The following is a 15304-nucleotide window of genomic DNA, read 5'->3' as shown; positions in this document are numbered from 1 at the left end:
GGGTACGGCTCCTCGGCTATCGGTGGTGCGTGGTGGAGTTCCCGCCGAGGCACAGCCCGGCGAGGCTGCTCTGCAGCAGGGTGTGGACGAACAGCAGGTCGGCGCCCCCGGCGGAGGCCGCGCCGATCCGGTGCGGGGTGAGCGAGTCGAAGTGCGCGCTGTCCCCCGGCTCCAGCAGGTGCTCGGCTTCCCCCAGGTGCAGCCGCAGCCGTCCGTCCAGGACGTACAGCCATTCCTCGCCGGGATGTACGCGGACCAGCTCGCCCTGGCTGCGGCCGTGGGGGACGTGCACGCGCAGGGCCTGCATGCCGCGGCCGGAGCCGCCCGCCTGCCAGTACGTCCATCCGTCGGCCTCGCGGGCTCCGGGACCGCCGGCCCGTACGAGGGGATCGGCGACGGCCGGGGTCTCGCCGAGCAGCTCGGAGACCGTCGTACCGTAGGTGCGGGCGAGCCCGAGCAGGAGCGGCAGCGAGGGCTGGCGTCGGCCGGTCTCCAGTCGTGACAGGTGGGCGGGCGAGAGCCGGGCCCGGGCGGCGGCGGCCTCCAGGGTGAGTCCGGCGCGGCGGCGCAGTTCGCGCAGTTGCGGGGCCACGGCGGGCAGCTCGTCGGCCGCGTCTTCGGGGCCGGGGGCGGGACCGGGTTTCATGCCCTGATTGAGCCAGAGCTTTGCCTTTCTGGCAATTCTCCTTGCCTGTGAGGCAAATTCTCCCGGCTGCCCTCGTCCTGCGGCTCCCGGCGGATGATCAGGGCCCGCTCTCCTCGCCGAGCACCGTCTCCACGGTATCGGCCTGCTCCGCGTCCTTGTCCGGGCGGTGCCTCAGCACCCGCGCGAACCGCAGCGCCACCCCGGCGGGGTAGCGCGGCGAGCGCTGCAGCCCGTCGTAGGCGATCTCCACCACCAGTTCGGGCCGCACCCGCACGGTGAAGCCGTCGTCCGAGGTGGCCAGCGCGCGCAGCGCCCCGGTCTGCCAGCGCAGCATCTCGTCCGTGAGCCCTTTGAAGGTCTTGCCGAGCATGGCGTAGGTGCCGTCGGCGGCCCGCGCCCCCAGGTGCAGGTTCGAGAGCAGTCCGGTGCGCCGCCCGTGGCCCCATTCGGCGGCGAGGACCACCAGGTCCAGGGTGTGCACCGGCTTCACCTTCAGCCAGTGCCTGCCGCGGCGGCCGGCCGCGTAGGCCGAGTCCAGTGCCTTGACCACGACCCCCTCGTGGCCGCGGCGCAGGGTCTCGGCCCAGAACTCCTCGGCCTCGGCCGCCTGCCCGCCCGGATCCTCCACGGCGAGGCGCCGGACCCGGGCGTTCTCGGGCACGAGGGCGGCCAGGGCCTCGTACCGCTCCCGGACCGGGAGGTCGAGGAGGACGTCCTCGCCGGCGGCCAGGACGTCGAAGAAGCAGGGGACGACCGGGAGCGTCCGCCGTGCGGCCACCACGTCGACGCGGGAGCCGACCCGGCTCGCGATCTCCTGGAAGGGGACGGGCCGGCCGTCAGGCGCGCGGCCGATGACCTCCCCGTCGAGGATGAACCGCTCCCCCGGCAGCGACCGGGCCAGTTCCACCACCTCCGGGAGCCGCCCGGTGATCTCGTCGAGGGAGCGCGTGTACACCCGTACGTCGTCGCCGTCCCGGTGGACCTGCACGCGGATCCCGTCGAGCTTCTCCTCCACCGCGCACGGCCCGAGTGCGGCAAGTGCCTCGGCGACCGATTTCGCGGTGCCCGCCAGCATCGGCTGCACGGGCCGGCCGACGCGCAGGGTGACGGCGCCCAGGGCCGGCGCCCCTCCGGCGAGCACCGCGGTCGCCACCCGGGGCAGCGAGCCGTCCAGCATCACCGCCCGGCGCAGTTCGGCGGCCGGCACTCCGGCGGCCGCGGCCACACCCTCCAGGGCCACCGCGTCCAGCGCGCCCTGGCGTACCTCGCCGGACAGCAGGCTGCGCAGGAACGCCTGCTCGGCGCCGGTGGCCGCGCCCAGCAGGGTGTCGACGATCCGGCGCCGCTCCCCCTGTGCGCCGGGGCCCGCGACGGCGGCGAGTTCGGAGACCGCCGCGTCGACGGCGCGGACGGTCAGGGTGGGCTCCGGCGCCGGTGCGGTCTCCTGGGCGAGGGCGCGCCAGCCGATGCCCGGGCGGCCCTGCGGGAGGCGCCCGGAGAGGTAGGAGATGACCAGACCGGCCTCCTCGGGTGGCGCGGCCGCGAAGAGCTCCGCGAGCAGCGCGGTCTTGCGGGACCGGGCGGAGGTCTCGGCGACCTCCCGGGACACGCGTGCGACGTCGGCGAGCAGCATGCGGCCATCCTCCCGCCCCCGTTCGTACCGCGCAGGTCGGCGGCGCATACCGCAGGTGCGGTACGCGCGGGGCTCGGCGTGGTCCTTGAGAAGGTCTGGGGTTCCGCCTGTGGGTGCTCGGAGCCCGGGTACCGGCCCTTTAGGGTTCCCCTATGAAGCTCCGAATGCCCCGGCGCCGACGAGACCGCCTCCTCGCGGGCGCCGCCGCGCTCGCCGTCGTGGCGGGCGCCGGTACGTGGACGGCCGCGTTCGCGTCCGACGACGCGCCCCCCGTGCACCGCGAGGACCAGGTCCTGTCCATGCCCGGTGCCCGGATCGACTCCTCCTATTTCACCGCGGGCGGCGGTGCGGAAAAACGTCCCGCCGTTCTCCTCGGGCACGGCTTCGGCGGCAGCAAGGACGATGTCCGCGAGCAGGCCGAGCGCCTCGCCCGCGACGGGTACGCCGTCATGACCTGGTCGGCGCGCGGCTTCGGCGGCTCCGGCGGCCAGATCGGCCTGAACGACCCCGAGAACGAGGTCAAGGACGTCTCCCGGCTCATCGACTGGCTCGCGGCCCGGCCCGAGGTGAAGCTCGACGCGGACGGCGATCCGCGCGTCGGCGTGTCCGGGGGCTCCTACGGCGGGGCGATCTCGCTGCTCGCCGCCGGGTACGACCGGCGGGTGGACGCGATCGCTCCGCAGATCACGTACTGGAACCTCGCCGACTCGCTCTTCCCCAACGGCGTCTTCAAGAAGCTGTGGTCCGGCATCTTCTTCACCACCGGCTCGTCCGGCGGGATGCAGCAGGCCCGTCCCGGGCGGCCGGACCCGTCGGCCGCTCCCGGCTGCGGACGCTTCCAGCCCGAGCTGTGCGCGATGTACGAACGCGTCGCGGTGGCCGGGAAGCCCGACCCCGAGGCGCGCGCCCTGCTGGAGCGGCGGAGCCCCTCGGCCGTCGGCGACCGGATCAAGGTGCCGACCCTCATCGTGCAGGGCCAGGACGACTCCCTCTTCCCGCTGGACCAGGCCGATGCCATGGCCAGGGCCATCGCGGCGAACGGCGCGCCCGTTTCCGTGGACTGGGCGTCCGGCGGCCACGACGGCGGCATGCGCGAGGCGGACCGGGTCGAGGCCCGGGTGGCGGCCTGGTTCGACCGCCACCTGAAGGGGGACGAGGGCTCGGACACCGGTCCGGCGTTCCGCGTCACGCGCTCCGGCGGCATCGATTCCACCGACGGCGAGGTCACCCTGCGCGGCGCGAGCGGCGACACGTACCCCGGGCTGGTTTCCGGCCCGCGGCAGTTCGCCCTGACGGGCCGCGAGCAGACCTTCGCCAATCCGGCGGGCGGCGCGCCTCCGGCCCTGTCCTCGCTGCCCGGCATCGGCGGGCAGCTCGCCGCCTTCGGGGCCGGCTTCTCCCTTGACTTCCCCGGGCAGAACGCCCGCTTCGAGTCGGCTCCGCTGACCGAGGACGTACGGATCACCGGGACCCCGACCGTCACCCTGAACGTGAGGTCGACAGCCGCCGACGGATCGGCCGTGCTCTTCGGCAAGGTGTACGACGTGGGGCCCGACGGGCAGCAGCAGGTGCTGCCCAACCAGCTGGTCGCCCCGGTGCGGGTGGAGAACGCGCAGCAGGGCGTGAGCGTGCGGCTGACGCTCCCCGCGATCGACCACTCGGCCGTGGCCGGGCACCGGCTGCGGCTGGTGGTCGCCGCCACCGACCTCGGGTACGCCACCCCGGCCGCGCCCGCCGCCTACACGGTCGCGGTGGAGGGCCCTCTGGCCGTTCCCGTCGCGACCGGCGTGCGGACGGCCTCGGCCGGGCTGCCCGCCTGGACCTGGTGGCTGCCGCTCGGCGCGGTGGCGCTGGCCGCGGGGCTGCTCGGGATCCGCAGGACCGGCCGGGGCGCCGCGGGGACGCGGCCGGGCCCGGCGCAGCCGGACCCCTCGCTGGCCGACGTACCCCTGGAGATCACCGGACTGTCGAAGCGGTACGCGAAGGCGCAGGACCGGTACGCGGTGCGGGACCTGTCGTTCCGGGTGGAGAAGGGGCAGGTGCTGGGGCTGCTCGGGCCCAACGGCGCCGGCAAGACCACCACCCTGCGCATGCTGATGGGGCTGATCTCGCCGGACGCCGGGGAGATCCGGGTGTTCGGGCACGCGGTACGGGCCGGCGCGCCGGTGCTGTCGCGGGTCGGGGCGTTCGTGGAGGGCGCGGGATTCCTGCCGCACCTGACGGGCCGCGCCAACCTGGAGCTGTACTGGCAGGCCACCGGCCGCCCGCCCGAGGACTCGCACATGGCGGAGGCCCTGGAGATCGCGGGACTGGGCGACGCGCTGGAGCGCGCGGTGCGCACGTACTCGCAGGGCATGCGCCAGCGCCTCGCGATCGCGCAGGCGATGCTCGGAATGCCGGACCTGCTGATCCTCGACGAGCCGACGAACGGTCTGGACCCGCCGCAGATCCGGGAGATGCGGGACGTGATGATCCGCTACGCCGCCGGCGGGCGGACGGTCATCGTCTCCAGCCACCTGCTGTCGGAGGTGGAGCAGTCCTGTACGCACCTGGTGGTCATGGACCGCGGACAGCGGGTCGCGGCGGGCCGGGTCGCCGAGATCACCGGGGGCGGGGACACCCTGTTCGTGACGCTGGCGGAGCCGGTGGACGCGGTGGGCCTCGAGAAGGTGGCGGCACTGGAGGGAGTGGGTTCCGTGGTGGCTGCCGACGACGGGCTGCTCGTGCGGCTCGACGGCGCGACGGCCGCGGGGCTGATCGCCGAACTCGTACGGCTGGAGGTGCCGGTCACCGGAGTGGGACCGCACCGGCGACTGGAGGACGCGTTCCTCACCCTGATCGGAGGTCCGGCGTGAGCGCCGTACAGGAGGTGGCCCCGGGCTACCGGGCGGGCCGTACGCTGCCGCTGCGCGTGGAGGCGCTGCGCCAGTGGCGCCGGCGGCGGACGCTGGTGATGGGCGGGGTGCTGGCCGCGCTGCCGTTCATCCTGATGATCGCGTTCGCGGTCGGCGGCGGTCCCGGCAGCCGGGACGGCGGGAACGGCCGGGTCACCCTGATCGACACGGCCACGGCCTCGGGTGCGAACTTCGCCGCGACCTGTCTGTTCGTCTCGGCCGGGTTCCTGCTGGTGGTGCCGGTGGCGCTGTTCTGCGGGGACACGGTGGCCTCGGAGGCGAGCTGGTCCTCGCTGCGCTACCTGCTGGCCTCGCCGGTGCCGCGGATGCGGCTGCTGTGGAGCAAGCTGGTGGTGGCGCTGGGCTTCAGTCTGGCGGCGATGGTGCTGCTGCCGGTGGTGGCGCTGGCGGCGGGCACGGCCGCGTACGGGTGGGGGCCGCTGAAGCTCCCGGCCGGCGGGGCCCTGGCGGCCGCGGACACCGTGCCGCGGCTCGCGCTGGCGGTGGCCTTCGTCTTCGTCTCGCAGCTGGTGACGGCGGGGCTGGCGTTCTGGCTGTCCACGCGGACGGACGCGCCGCTCGGCGCGGTGGGCGGGGCGGTCGGTCTGACGATCGTCGGCAATGTGCTGGACGCCGTGACCGCGCTCGGATCCTGGCGCGAGTTCCTGCCGGCGCACTGGCAGTTCGCGTGGGCGGACGCCTTGCAGCCGCAGCTGGAGTGGGGCGGGATGATCAAGGGGACGGTGGTGTCCGTATCGTACGCCTTGGTGCTGTTCGCCCTTGCCTTCCGGGGATTCTCGCGCAAGGACATCGTGTCCTAGGGCCGTACGAGACCCGGCTGTTGCGCGGGAGATCCGTCGTCTCGCGGCGACGGGATACGGGGCCGGCTGACGCCTGGCTGCCGGCACCCGGCAGCTGGCGGTCAGCTGTCAGCCGAGGACGCGCACGGGCGAGCCGTCGAGGAACGCCTGGATGTCCTCGACCGCATCGCCGTAGTACGTGGCGTAGTTGGACCGTGTCACATAGCCCAGGTGCGGGGTGGCGAGCAGCCGGGGAGCACTGCGCAGGGGGTGCCCGGCCGGCAGCGGCTCGACGTCGAAGACGTCGGTGCCCGCGCCGGCGATCCGGCCCGCGTGCAGGGCTTCGAGGAGCGCCTGCTGGTCGACGATCGCGGCGCGCGAGGTGTTGACGAGGTAGGCCGTCGGCCGCATCAGCGCGAGCTCCGCGGCGCCGATCAGGCCCCGGCTGCGCTCGCCGAGGGCCAGGTGGACGGAGACGAAGTCGCTGCTCGCCAGCAGCTCCTCCTTGGACGGCGCGAGCGCGACCCCCACCTCTTCGGCGCGTTCCTCCGTGAGGTTCGGGCTCCAGGCCACCACCTCCATGCCGAAGGCGAGCCCGACCCGGGCGACCCGGCTGCCGATCTTGCCGAGGCCGAGCAGCCCGAGCCGCTGCCCGTGCAGGTCCGCGCCGACGCCCTGCTGCCAGGGGCCGCCGTCGCGCAGGGCGCTGCTCTCCCGTACCAGGCCGCGGGCCAGGCCCAGCAGCAGGGTCCAGGTCAGCTCCACGGGCGGGGTGGCGGAGCTGCCGGTGCCGCACACGGTCACGCCGTTGCGTGCGGCGGCGGCGTAGTCGATCACCGAGTTGCGCATGCCGGACGCGATGAGCAGGCGCAGGCGCGGCAGCCGGTCGAGGAGCGAGGCCGGGAACGGGACGCGTTCGCGCAGGGTGACCACGATGTCGAAGCCTGCCAGCCGTCCGGCGAGCACGTCCTCGTCATCCGTGTGGTCGGTGAGGCTCACCGTTTCGACACGGCCGGCGAGCGGCGACCAGTCCGCCGCGGTGCGCCCGACGTCCTGGAAGTCGTCGAGGAGCGCACAGCGCAGGGGCCGCCGCCCGCCGCCCGTCACGCGCCGACGCCGGGGGCGATGGCGTCGATCTCGGCGAGCAGCTCCGCGTCGAGCGGGCGGTCGGCGACGGCCGCGTTGGCACGCACCTGCTCGGCCGAGGTGGCTCCCGCGATGACGGAGGCGCAGCCGGGCTGGGCGGAGAGCCAGCCGATGGCGAGTTCGAGGACGGTCCGGTCGTGCTTCTCGCCGAGCGCGGCCAGCGCTTCGACCACGTCGAGGCGCTCGTCGGTGAGGTACGCGTCGCGGCCTTCGAGACGGGAGCCGGCCGGGACGGGCGCGCCGCGGCGGATCTTGCCGGTCAGCAGACCGTTGGCGAGCGGGAAGTACGGGAGCACGCCGACACCGTAGTGCAGGGCGGCCGGGACCAGCTCGCGCTCGGCCGACCGCTCCAGCAGCGACCACTCGTTCTGCGCCGACACGAAGGGGACCGTGCCGGTCTCGCGGGCCACGTGGGCGGCTTCGGCGAGCTGCCAGCCGGAGAGGTTGGAGTGGCCGATGTAGCGCACCTTGCCCTCGGCGACGAGCTCGGTGAGCGCGGCCAGGGTCTCGGCGATCGGGGTGGCCGGGTCGGGGCTGTGCAGCTGGAAGAGGTCGATGTGGTCGGTGTCGAGGCGGCGCAGGGATTCCTCGACGGCCCGCCGGATGTACGCGCGGCCGCCGCGGGATCCGGCGGCGGGCCCGTACTTCATGTCCACGCCGTCGTAGCCGAACTTGGTGGCGAGGACGACCTGGTCGCGGCGGCCCTTGAGGGCCTGCCCGAGGTGGACCTCGGAGCCGCCGGCGTTGCCGTAGATGTCGGCGGTGTCGAGGAGGGTGATGCCGGCGTCCAGGGCGGCGTCGACCACGGCGCGGGTGGCCTGGGCGTCGAGCCGGCCACCGAAGTTGTTACAGCCGAGGCCGACGGCGGAGACCTGCAGACCTGAACTGCCCAGGGGGAGATAGCGCATGCGTTTCGTTCCTCAGACTCGTCGGGTACATGATCAACCGCATGTCAGTCTAGGCGGCCCGGTCCGGCGGTGGTACGGCGTCGGCGCCGTACGACGTGAACACCATGTGTCGCGAGCGCGGCCGCCGCGGCGCCGCCCAGGGCCCAGACCTCGGGGCGGCCGGCGACGCCGCCTCGCCCGTCCTCGTCCCCGCCTTCGCCGTTCCCGTCATCGCGCCCGGCCGCGACGGTGATCGAGCCGCCTCCGGCGACGTACGGGCGGCTCCCCGCGGTGTCGCCGGAGTCGAGCGGGTTCACGTAGTCGAAGGTGACGGACAGCGGATACTCGCCGGGCTTCGCGTCGGCCTTGATCCGCGCCCAGCCCAGGTAGGACCGGCCGTTGTAACCGATCTGGCTGTCCTCCGAATCCTCGGCCAGGACCGGGCTGCTCACCTTGACCACGCGCAGCTGCCGCCCCTCCGGAACGCGTGCCTGGTGCTGCGGATCGTCCTTGGCCATCACCGGTACGAGTTCCCCGGCGCGGCCGACCTGCTCCGAGGAGGCCCACCCGCTCGCCCAGGACGGCGCGGCGGCTGCCCCGAGCGCCAGCACCGCGGCGCATACGACGACGGCGGCCGCGGGCGCGGTGCGGCCGATCGTACGGGTATGGCCGATCCGGCGTTTCCGGCTGATGCGGCGTTTCTGGCTTGTACGGCTGTTCATGCGGCTGTTCATGCGGCTGTTCATGTCCCCGACTCCCCGTGTCTCGCCTGACCGTTCCGTCAGGGAGGAGGGGCAACGGGGAACTCAGGTTGCCTCGGCCCTGCCGTGGGGGCTACTGGAGCGTGACGACGGTCGTGCGGCCGAGGTCGGGCTGGTCGCGCAGCGGGAGTTCGGTGCCCGGGCGCTCCAGTTCGAGGACGACGATCTCGTTCTCGCCGTCGCGCCACAGGGGTCCGGGAGCGTAGAGGGTGCGCTGCGGGCCGCGCGGGGTGTCGTAGTGACCCAGGAGGAAGCCGTTCAGCCAGACCAGGCCGGTCCCCCAGCCGGACACGTCGAGGAAGCCGTCGGCCGGCCCGTGCCCCTCGGCGAGCGCGTGGGTGAAGCGGTGGAAGGCGGGCCGTCCGGGCTTCCCGGACCCGTCGAGGCCGTCGAGGCCGCAATCGGTTCCGTCGAGCCAGTCGAGTCCGGTCAGGTCGGTGAGCGGCAGCGGTCGGATCTCCCACTCGAACAGCTGCTGGTGGCCGTGGCGTACGCCGCGCCAGATGCCCTTGCGGTCGTCGAGGAGCGGACCGTAGTTGACCCGTCCCTGGGCCCGGACGAGTACGTCGAGGACCACCCCGTCCTCGCCGACCGGCAGGTCGAGCCCCTCGTCGGGGCTGTTCCTGTCCAGGACTCCGAGGGGCACCCCGTCGGCGAACACGTACGCGCGGTCGCCGAGGCCGTCGATCCTGACGGGCATGGCGGGGCGCGGGCCGGTGACGGCGGTGCGGTAGTGGATCAGGCCGTGGCTCTGTCCGAGCCGCTCCATGGACTCGGGTGCGGGGCGCAGGACCGGGGGCCCGGCGAGGAGGTCGAGGCGGTCGAGCAGCTCCACCGAGCCTGCGGGCACGGCCAAGGCTGGCGTGATCCGGGGCGGCGGCTCGGGCAGCGGGACGTCGGGGAGCGGCACGTACTTGCCGATGACCTCGCGGAACACGTGGAACTTGGGGGTGAGTTCGCCGGCCTCGCCGATGGGCGCGTCGTAGTCGTAGCTGGTGACGGTGGGCTGGTAGCCGGGTTCGCCGGGGCGGGATCCGGCGTGGTTGGCACCGGCCCAGAAGCCGAAGTTGGTGCCGCCGTGGGCCATGTAGAGGTTGACGGAGGCGCCGGTGGCGAGGAGTTCGTCGAGTGACGCGGCCGCGTCCTCGACGGCGCGGACGTGGTGGTCCTCGCCCCAGTGGTCGAACCAGCCGATCCAGAACTCCATGGCGGCGAGCGGGCCGGTCCGCTGGTAGCGGCGCAGTGCGTCGAGGCGTTCGGCGGGCCGCGCCCCGAAGGTGGCGGTGGCGAGCCGGCCGGGGAGCATGCCGCCCTGGAGCATGGCGTCCTCGGGGCCGTCGGCGGTGAACAGCAGGCAGTCCACGCCCCGTTCGACGAGGGCCTGCTCCACGTGGGCGCGGTAGCGGGTGTCGTTGCCGTACGAGCCGTACTCGTTCTCGATCTGCACGGCGACGACCGGGCCGCCCCGGCTCGCGAGCAGCGGCAGCAGCTCCGGGACGATCAGGTCGAACCAGCCGTCCACCTCGGCCTCGAAGCGCGGGTCGGAGCAGCGCAGGTGGAGGCCGTCGACGGCGAGGAGGCGGGCGGGCAGGCCGCCGAAGTCCCACTCGGCGCAGATGTACGGGCCGGGGCGGACGACGGCGTCGAGGCCGAGGTCGTGGGCGAGGCGCAGGAAACGGCCGAGGTCACGCCGGCCGGTGAAGTCGGCCTTGCCGGGCGCGGTCTCGTGGAAGTTCCAGGGGACGTACGTGTCCACGGTGTTGGCGCCCAGGGCCCGCAGGCGCGCGAGCCGGTCCTCCCACAGGTCCGGGTGGACCCTGAAGTAGTGCAGGGCGCCCGAGACGATGCGGTGGGGGCGGCCCGCGCGCCGGAATCCGTCCTGGTCGTACGTGAGCATGCGCTGACTCCCGAGAGAGGTCGAGATGCCGAGAAGTACGGAACGCCGCCGAATATATGAACGCACCGTCCGAACCGTCAATGACCAGTTGATCGGTTTCGATCGAATCGATCGAATCGATTCCCTATGATGTCGCTGACACCATGACGGCGCTGACACACACCAGCCACGCCGGCGGACCGCGGGGGGACACCTTGAGAAGACACGTGAACCAGCGTCAGGCACAGGTGCTCGAGCTCGTCCGGGCCCGCGGCAGCGTGCGCGTGGCGGACCTGGCCCGGGAGCTCGGCATCTCCCCCGTCACCCTGCGCCGGGACATCGAGGCGATGACGGCGCGGGGCGAGATCCAGCGGATGCACGGGGGGATCAGCCGAGTGGACCCGGGGCGGGCGCCTTCGGCTGCTTCGGCCGCCGCGACGGCCGCCGTCACGGCCGGTACGCCGCAGGGGCTGGTCATCGGCATGGTGGTCCCGACGACCGAGTACTACTACGCCGATGTCGTACGCGGGGCACGCGAGGCGGTCGAGGCGCGAGGGGCCCGGCTGACCGTGGGGCTGACCCGCTACCTGCAGGGCGAGGACCGGACTCAGGCGGACCGGCTGCTGTCCACGGGGGCGCACGGGCTGCTGCTGACACCGAACTGGGAGGCCGGGTCGCCGGGGCCCGGCGAGGGCGCCTGGACCGCCGAACTCCCGGTTCCGACCGTACTGGTGGAACGCTGGGCACCGCCGGGACATCCCGCGGCCTCACTGGACCGGGTGGCCTCCGACCACGCGCACGGCGCGGCCCGGGCGGTGCAGCACCTGGTGGAGCAGGGGCACCGGCGGATCGCCCTCGCCAGCCGGGCGACCCCGACCACGGCACGACTGCGGGCCGGTTACGAGGCCGCCGTGTCGGCGCTCGGCCTGGAACCGGCCCCGCCGTGGCCGCCGGCCGGCCCGGGCCCGCTCTCGGACGCGGACATGTTCGCCCGGACGCTGGACTACCTGTGCGAGGCGGTGACGGCGGGCGGGGTCACCGCCGCCCTGGTCCACAGCGACACCGACGCGATCATGCTGATCCCTCGGCTCCAGGCGCGCGGAGTGCGGGTACCGGAGGACCTGGCGGTGATCACGTACGACGACGAGGTGGCCGGGATGGCCGACGTCCCCCTCTCGGCGGTCGCACCGGCCAAGCACGAGGTGGGCGCGCGAGCGGCGGCCCTCCTGCTGGACCGCCTGTCGACCACCACATCCCCCGACACCGCTCCCCGCCAGCACCTGGACCTGCTCCCCCGCCTGACGATCCGCTCATGACCGGCGCCGCGGCCGTCGGTACGCGCGGGAGATCCCGGCCGCGGCGTTCGACGTGTCGAAGAAGCCGTCGCCCTGCTTCACCCACGGCCCCATCCGCTCGCCGTTCACGCACCTGTGCAGCGCCTCGAAGGCGAGGGCGCCGAAGCGGGGGCTGCATGCGACGACGGCGTTCACCCTGCCGTCGGCCACGGCCCGCAGGATTTCCCTTCCGCCGCCGACGGACAGGACGATGACGTCCTTGCCCGGCGCCCGGCCGGCGGCGTCGAGGGCGGCCACGGCACCGAGCGCCATCTCCTCGTGGTGGGCGTAGACCACGCTGGCGTCCGAGTGGCTCCCCAGGCGGGTTTCGGCGACCTGGCAGCCCTCGTCACGGACGCAGTCCCCCGATGAGGAGGCCAGGATCCTGAACCCTCCAAGAGCCGTGACGGCCTCGTCGAACTCCTACTTGCGGCCAACGGCCGATGCGGCGCCCGCGACCCCCTCGATCTCGATGATCTTGGTCTTCCCGTTGGCGCTCCTCACCAGCCACTCGGCGAGACGCCGCCCTTGCCCGCCGAAATCGGACCCCACGAAGGTCAGACAGTCCCCACCGGCCGTCGCCGGAGAGGATCGAGCCACCGATCGCAGAGGACGACCGGAACACCGGCGGCCGTGGCCACCGTGACAGCCGCAACCACCGACGCTCCCCCGACCGGATGGTGCACCCGCCCGCGCCGGCCAGGCGATGCCCGTGATCGTAGTTCGCGATGCGCATGAGCGTCGCAGAGACGACGTCGCCACCCGTGCTCGGGATCGGCCTGGATGTCCGCGACGCACTCGTCCCGCGCACGTTCCAGGCCCGTCAGGCGTGCCCCAACTCCTGGACGGCGCCGATATCACCGTCCACTGACACGGCACCCCACCCCCAGCCGACCTGGCCCTCTCCCCCCACCGCGGCCCGCCGTATCGCCGTGGTGGCCCGCGTCCGGCCCGCCCACCTTCTCTACGCGCTAACCGGCCTGGTACCGGGAAGCAGCCAGGCGATCGGCGCGGGGGCCGGCCCGGCGGCCACCGCATCGTGGACACCCCGGGGCGGCGCAGCTGCCTGAGACGGCCCCGCTCGGCGATGCGGGCCTTCTGCCACAGATGCCCCACGGCCCCGTCTGGGTCGCCGCAGACGGCGACGATCGCCGTGACCGTCTCCCACGTCGCCACCAGCACGGTCCCCGTCATAGCCCGCCTGGTCCAGGCTGAGGAGGACACCGTCCGCGACGTGATCCACAAGTTCAACGAGATCGAGTTCTCCTGCCTGAGCCCTCGCTGGGCGGGAGGCCGTCCCCGCCCTATCGATCGTGGCGACGAGGACTTCATCGTCCAGACGGCGACCACTCGCCCGACCATGCTGGGTCTTGGGCCGCGCATGAAAGAGCGTGCTGTAGTGGGAGTCTGGGCGCGGGGGTGGGGCTCTCCCTGGTGGACCCGGAGACCGAGCCCGGCCGGTCCGAGGATGTGGTGGCCGCACTGACTAACGGCCAGCGGGTTGCCACGGAGGTACTCGTCGCACTGCCGACCCGGATCGACCCGGCCTGCCAGTACTGGCCGCAGCTGGTCAAGGTGGGCGAGCAGACCAGCCACCCAGGTGGCGACGGCCGTTCCGGCGAGCGAGCAGGGGCCGCAGTTGCATCCGTCGCTCGTCACGGTCGCGGACAAGGCTAGTCGTGGTGCCGCTTCCTCGAATGTACCTCTGAACGCGGCCCGCCCGGTGGGCAGCCTGCCGGGCGGGCCCTAATTTCGATCTTGACCAACCGTCACCAGACGGCTACACCATGGGGGAATGGGCATGTCACCAATCACTCGCGCCGCCGCAGGCTTCCTGGGCGCAGCGGGAATCCACGCTTCGTCACTGGCCTTCGCTCCCGCCGCGAACGCGGCGAGCGGTGGCGGCTGCTGGGAGTACTCGGAGGGTTTCGCTCCAGCTACGTCGACTGGAAGTCCTGCATCAGCGCCCCGAGGGCCGGCGTGGGCCGGTCCGACGCCTACGTCACCCTGCGCGCGGGGCACCCCGCCTGCAAGATCATGCTCCAGACGTTGGAGACCGGCGGCTCGAGGATCATGTCGCAGAAGATCTACGACTGCCCTGCGGGAGCCATCACGAACAAGCCCTTCACCGCACCCGACTTCAATGGCAAGGCCGGCAGGGCCTACGGGAATAACACGACCATCTTCTGGACCAGCAGCCACACCGCCACCCTGACCAACAAGAGCCCCTGGCTGAAGCTGCCGTAACCACCACCGAACCAGGACGACGCGGTGCGAACCCGATTGCGGGCTCGCACCGCTTCGTTCAGGACTGCCTGTTTCCTAACCGTCCATGACAGCGAGGGCTCAAGGGGATGCCGCACGACAGCTCGTTCACAGGCGGGCGAGAATCTCGCCATGGCAGCTACCTCCCCCGCATCGCGGTTGGTCACCGCAGCGGCTCGGCAACATCTTCGTCCCCTCGGCCTCCGGCAGAGAGGCCGGTCTCGGCTCTGGCTCGACGATCACGGGTGGTGGCTCGGTGTAGTCGACTTCTTCCCGCCTCAGTGGAGCCAGGGCAGTGCTTACCGTCGGAGTGATGTGGCTCTGGCAGGACGTCGGGCATGTGACGTTCAATGTCCATGAGAAGGTCGCCGGCTCGCAGGAGTTTCGCCACGAGCAGCAGTTCGCTGCCGTCACGGAGAAACTCGTCCACGACGCTGAGAAGCGTGTGGGCGAGTTCAGGGACCGCTTCGCCGATCTCAATGCTGTGGCTCGCGCCTTGTCGAGCCAGCCGGTCCGACGAGATGATCTCTGGGGCAACTTCAATGCCGGGGTGGCCGCCGCGCTCGTCGGCAATGCCAGCGAGGCCCGCGAGCGATTGTCGGCGGTTCTGACCCACGATCCTTTCGCGGACTGGATCCAGGCGAGTCAGCAGACTGCGCAGTATCTCATCGATCGTCTGAGGATGCTGCTGCCGTGCGCGCGTGGGCGAGAGATTCGGTCCTCTCGTGCCGGGCGAAGCTGGCCCTTGGAGACGTGCGGCCTCCGTGGGCGATTTGTTGGCATAGCAGGCTCGGCAGTCCGTGCTGGCTGTCAGAGGGTCCCGGTACTGTCGCTGCATCTTCCCGGGGTTGAAGGGCTGGTCATGCAGACCGACCACTCGCACCCGCTGGGCACCATGGCCGCGCTCGACGCGCTCGCGCGGCCCTTGCCCGCCCGGACGATCCGTGTCCGTGACTTCGTCATCGACTTAGACCTCATCTCATTTGGCCAGTCTGCGGTAGCAGATGAGGGTGCAGGCGATGCTGGCGAAAGCAAGGAAGTGCTCGGCCTTGCGTTCGTAGC

General features: G+C 72.7%; 13 protein-coding genes and 1 pseudogene. 6 read left to right on the top strand and 8 right to left on the bottom strand.

Going from position 1 to position 15304, the window contains the following annotated elements:
* Positions 1–16: 16 nt before the first annotated feature.
* Both ACZ4VT_RS32445 and ACZ4VT_RS32440 read right to left on the bottom strand, forming a co-directional pair.
* Positions 17–646, bottom strand: coding sequence for a helix-turn-helix domain-containing protein (locus tag ACZ4VT_RS32445; protein ID WP_467954993.1), 630 nt, complete (start codon positions 644–646; stop codon positions 17–19).
* Between the two features lie 97 nt (positions 647–743).
* Positions 744–2279 carry an ATP-dependent DNA ligase gene (locus ACZ4VT_RS32440; RefSeq protein ID WP_467954992.1) on the bottom strand — a complete coding sequence of 512 codons (1536 nt, stop codon included), beginning with the start codon at positions 2277–2279 and terminating at the stop codon, positions 744–746.
* Positions 2280–2431: 152 nt separating this feature from the next.
* Here ACZ4VT_RS32440 and ACZ4VT_RS32435 point away from each other — a divergent pair, with 152 nt between their 5' ends.
* Together ACZ4VT_RS32435 and ACZ4VT_RS32430 are read left to right on the top strand one after the other, a co-directional pair.
* A complete protein-coding gene (locus tag ACZ4VT_RS32435; protein WP_467954991.1) occupies positions 2432–5134 on the top strand; it encodes an alpha/beta fold hydrolase in 2703 nt (900 codons plus the stop codon).
* Positions 5131–5994 carry an ABC transporter permease gene (locus ACZ4VT_RS32430; RefSeq protein WP_467954990.1) on the top strand — a complete coding sequence of 288 codons (864 nt, stop codon included), beginning with the start codon at positions 5131–5133 and terminating at the stop codon, positions 5992–5994. The genes ACZ4VT_RS32435 and ACZ4VT_RS32430 overlap by 4 nt, the downstream gene beginning before the upstream one ends.
* A gap of 108 nt (positions 5995–6102) precedes the next feature.
* Here the strand turns inward: ACZ4VT_RS32430 and ACZ4VT_RS32425 are convergent, their stop codons facing one another.
* From ACZ4VT_RS32425 to ACZ4VT_RS32410, 4 genes are all read right to left on the bottom strand, one after another.
* On the bottom strand, positions 6103–7080 hold the full coding sequence (locus ACZ4VT_RS32425) for a D-2-hydroxyacid dehydrogenase family protein (RefSeq protein ID WP_467954989.1): 978 nt from the start codon (positions 7078–7080) through the stop codon (positions 6103–6105).
* Positions 7077–8027, bottom strand: a complete 951-nt coding sequence (locus tag ACZ4VT_RS32420; protein ID WP_467954988.1) for an aldo/keto reductase — start codon at positions 8025–8027, stop codon at positions 7077–7079. Before ACZ4VT_RS32420 ends, ACZ4VT_RS32425 begins: the two co-directional genes overlap by 4 nt.
* A gap of 44 nt (positions 8028–8071) precedes the next feature.
* Positions 8072–8752 (bottom strand): hypothetical protein, encoded by a 681-nt coding sequence (locus ACZ4VT_RS32415; RefSeq protein WP_467954987.1) that lies wholly within the window; start codon positions 8750–8752, stop codon positions 8072–8074.
* An 88-nt stretch (positions 8753–8840) separates the two neighbouring features.
* Complete coding sequence (locus tag ACZ4VT_RS32410) at positions 8841–10664, bottom strand: glycoside hydrolase family 35 protein (protein WP_467954986.1); 1824 nt, start codon at positions 10662–10664, stop codon at positions 8841–8843.
* Positions 10665–10858: 194 nt separating this feature from the next.
* On the opposite strand from ACZ4VT_RS32410, the gene ACZ4VT_RS32405 reads away from it, so the two are divergent.
* Positions 10859–11959: a LacI family DNA-binding transcriptional regulator gene (locus ACZ4VT_RS32405; RefSeq protein WP_467955030.1), complete on the top strand. Its 1101-nt coding sequence runs from the start codon at positions 10859–10861 to the stop codon at positions 11957–11959.
* Here the strand turns inward: ACZ4VT_RS32405 and ACZ4VT_RS32400 are convergent.
* Both ACZ4VT_RS32400 and ACZ4VT_RS32395 read right to left on the bottom strand, forming a co-directional pair.
* Positions 11954–12274, bottom strand: coding sequence for a hypothetical protein (locus ACZ4VT_RS32400; RefSeq protein WP_467954985.1), 321 nt, complete (start codon positions 12272–12274; stop codon positions 11954–11956). The genes ACZ4VT_RS32405 and ACZ4VT_RS32400 overlap by 6 nt on opposite strands.
* Before the next feature lie 126 nt (positions 12275–12400).
* Positions 12401–12577, bottom strand: a complete 177-nt coding sequence (locus ACZ4VT_RS32395) for a hypothetical protein (RefSeq protein WP_467954984.1) — start codon at positions 12575–12577, stop codon at positions 12401–12403.
* A 577-nt stretch (positions 12578–13154) separates the two neighbouring features.
* Between ACZ4VT_RS32395 and ACZ4VT_RS32390 the strand changes: the two are divergent.
* The 3 genes and pseudogenes from ACZ4VT_RS32390 to ACZ4VT_RS32380 form a co-directional block, all read left to right on the top strand.
* Positions 13155–13346, top strand: a pseudogene (locus ACZ4VT_RS32390) (helix-turn-helix domain-containing protein); the annotation flags it as partial.
* Between the two features lie 611 nt (positions 13347–13957).
* Positions 13958–14224 (top strand): hypothetical protein, encoded by a 267-nt coding sequence (locus tag ACZ4VT_RS32385; protein ID WP_467954983.1) that lies wholly within the window; start codon positions 13958–13960, stop codon positions 14222–14224.
* 331 nt (positions 14225–14555) lie between these two features.
* The coding region (locus ACZ4VT_RS32380; RefSeq protein ID WP_467954982.1) for a hypothetical protein at positions 14556–15304 on the top strand (749 nt) is incomplete at its 3' end.

The organism is Streptomyces sp. NPDC029164 (assembly GCF_055563995.1).
Note: the sequence above shows the minus strand (reverse complement) of the source record. Positions and strands in the feature narration are given on the sequence as shown.

Bases quoted from the DNA above. Each gene is read 5' to 3' on its own strand.
- ACZ4VT_RS32415 (WP_467954987.1), bottom strand. From the start codon at position 8,752: ATGAACAGCCGCATGAACAGCCGCATGAACAGCCGTACAAGCCAGAAA.
- ACZ4VT_RS32445 (WP_467954993.1), bottom strand. From the start codon at position 646: ATGAAACCCGGTCCCGCCCCCGGCCCCGAAGACGCGGCCGACGAGCTG.
- ACZ4VT_RS32410 (WP_467954986.1), bottom strand. From the start codon at position 10,664: ATGCTCACGTACGACCAGGACGGATTCCGGCGCGCGGGCCGCCCCCAC.
- ACZ4VT_RS32440 (WP_467954992.1), bottom strand. From the start codon at position 2,279: ATGCTGCTCGCCGACGTCGCACGCGTGTCCCGGGAGGTCGCCGAGACC.
- ACZ4VT_RS32420 (WP_467954988.1), bottom strand. From the start codon at position 8,027: ATGCGCTATCTCCCCCTGGGCAGTTCAGGTCTGCAGGTCTCCGCCGTC.
- ACZ4VT_RS32435 (WP_467954991.1), top strand. From the start codon at position 2,432: ATGAAGCTCCGAATGCCCCGGCGCCGACGAGACCGCCTCCTCGCGGGC.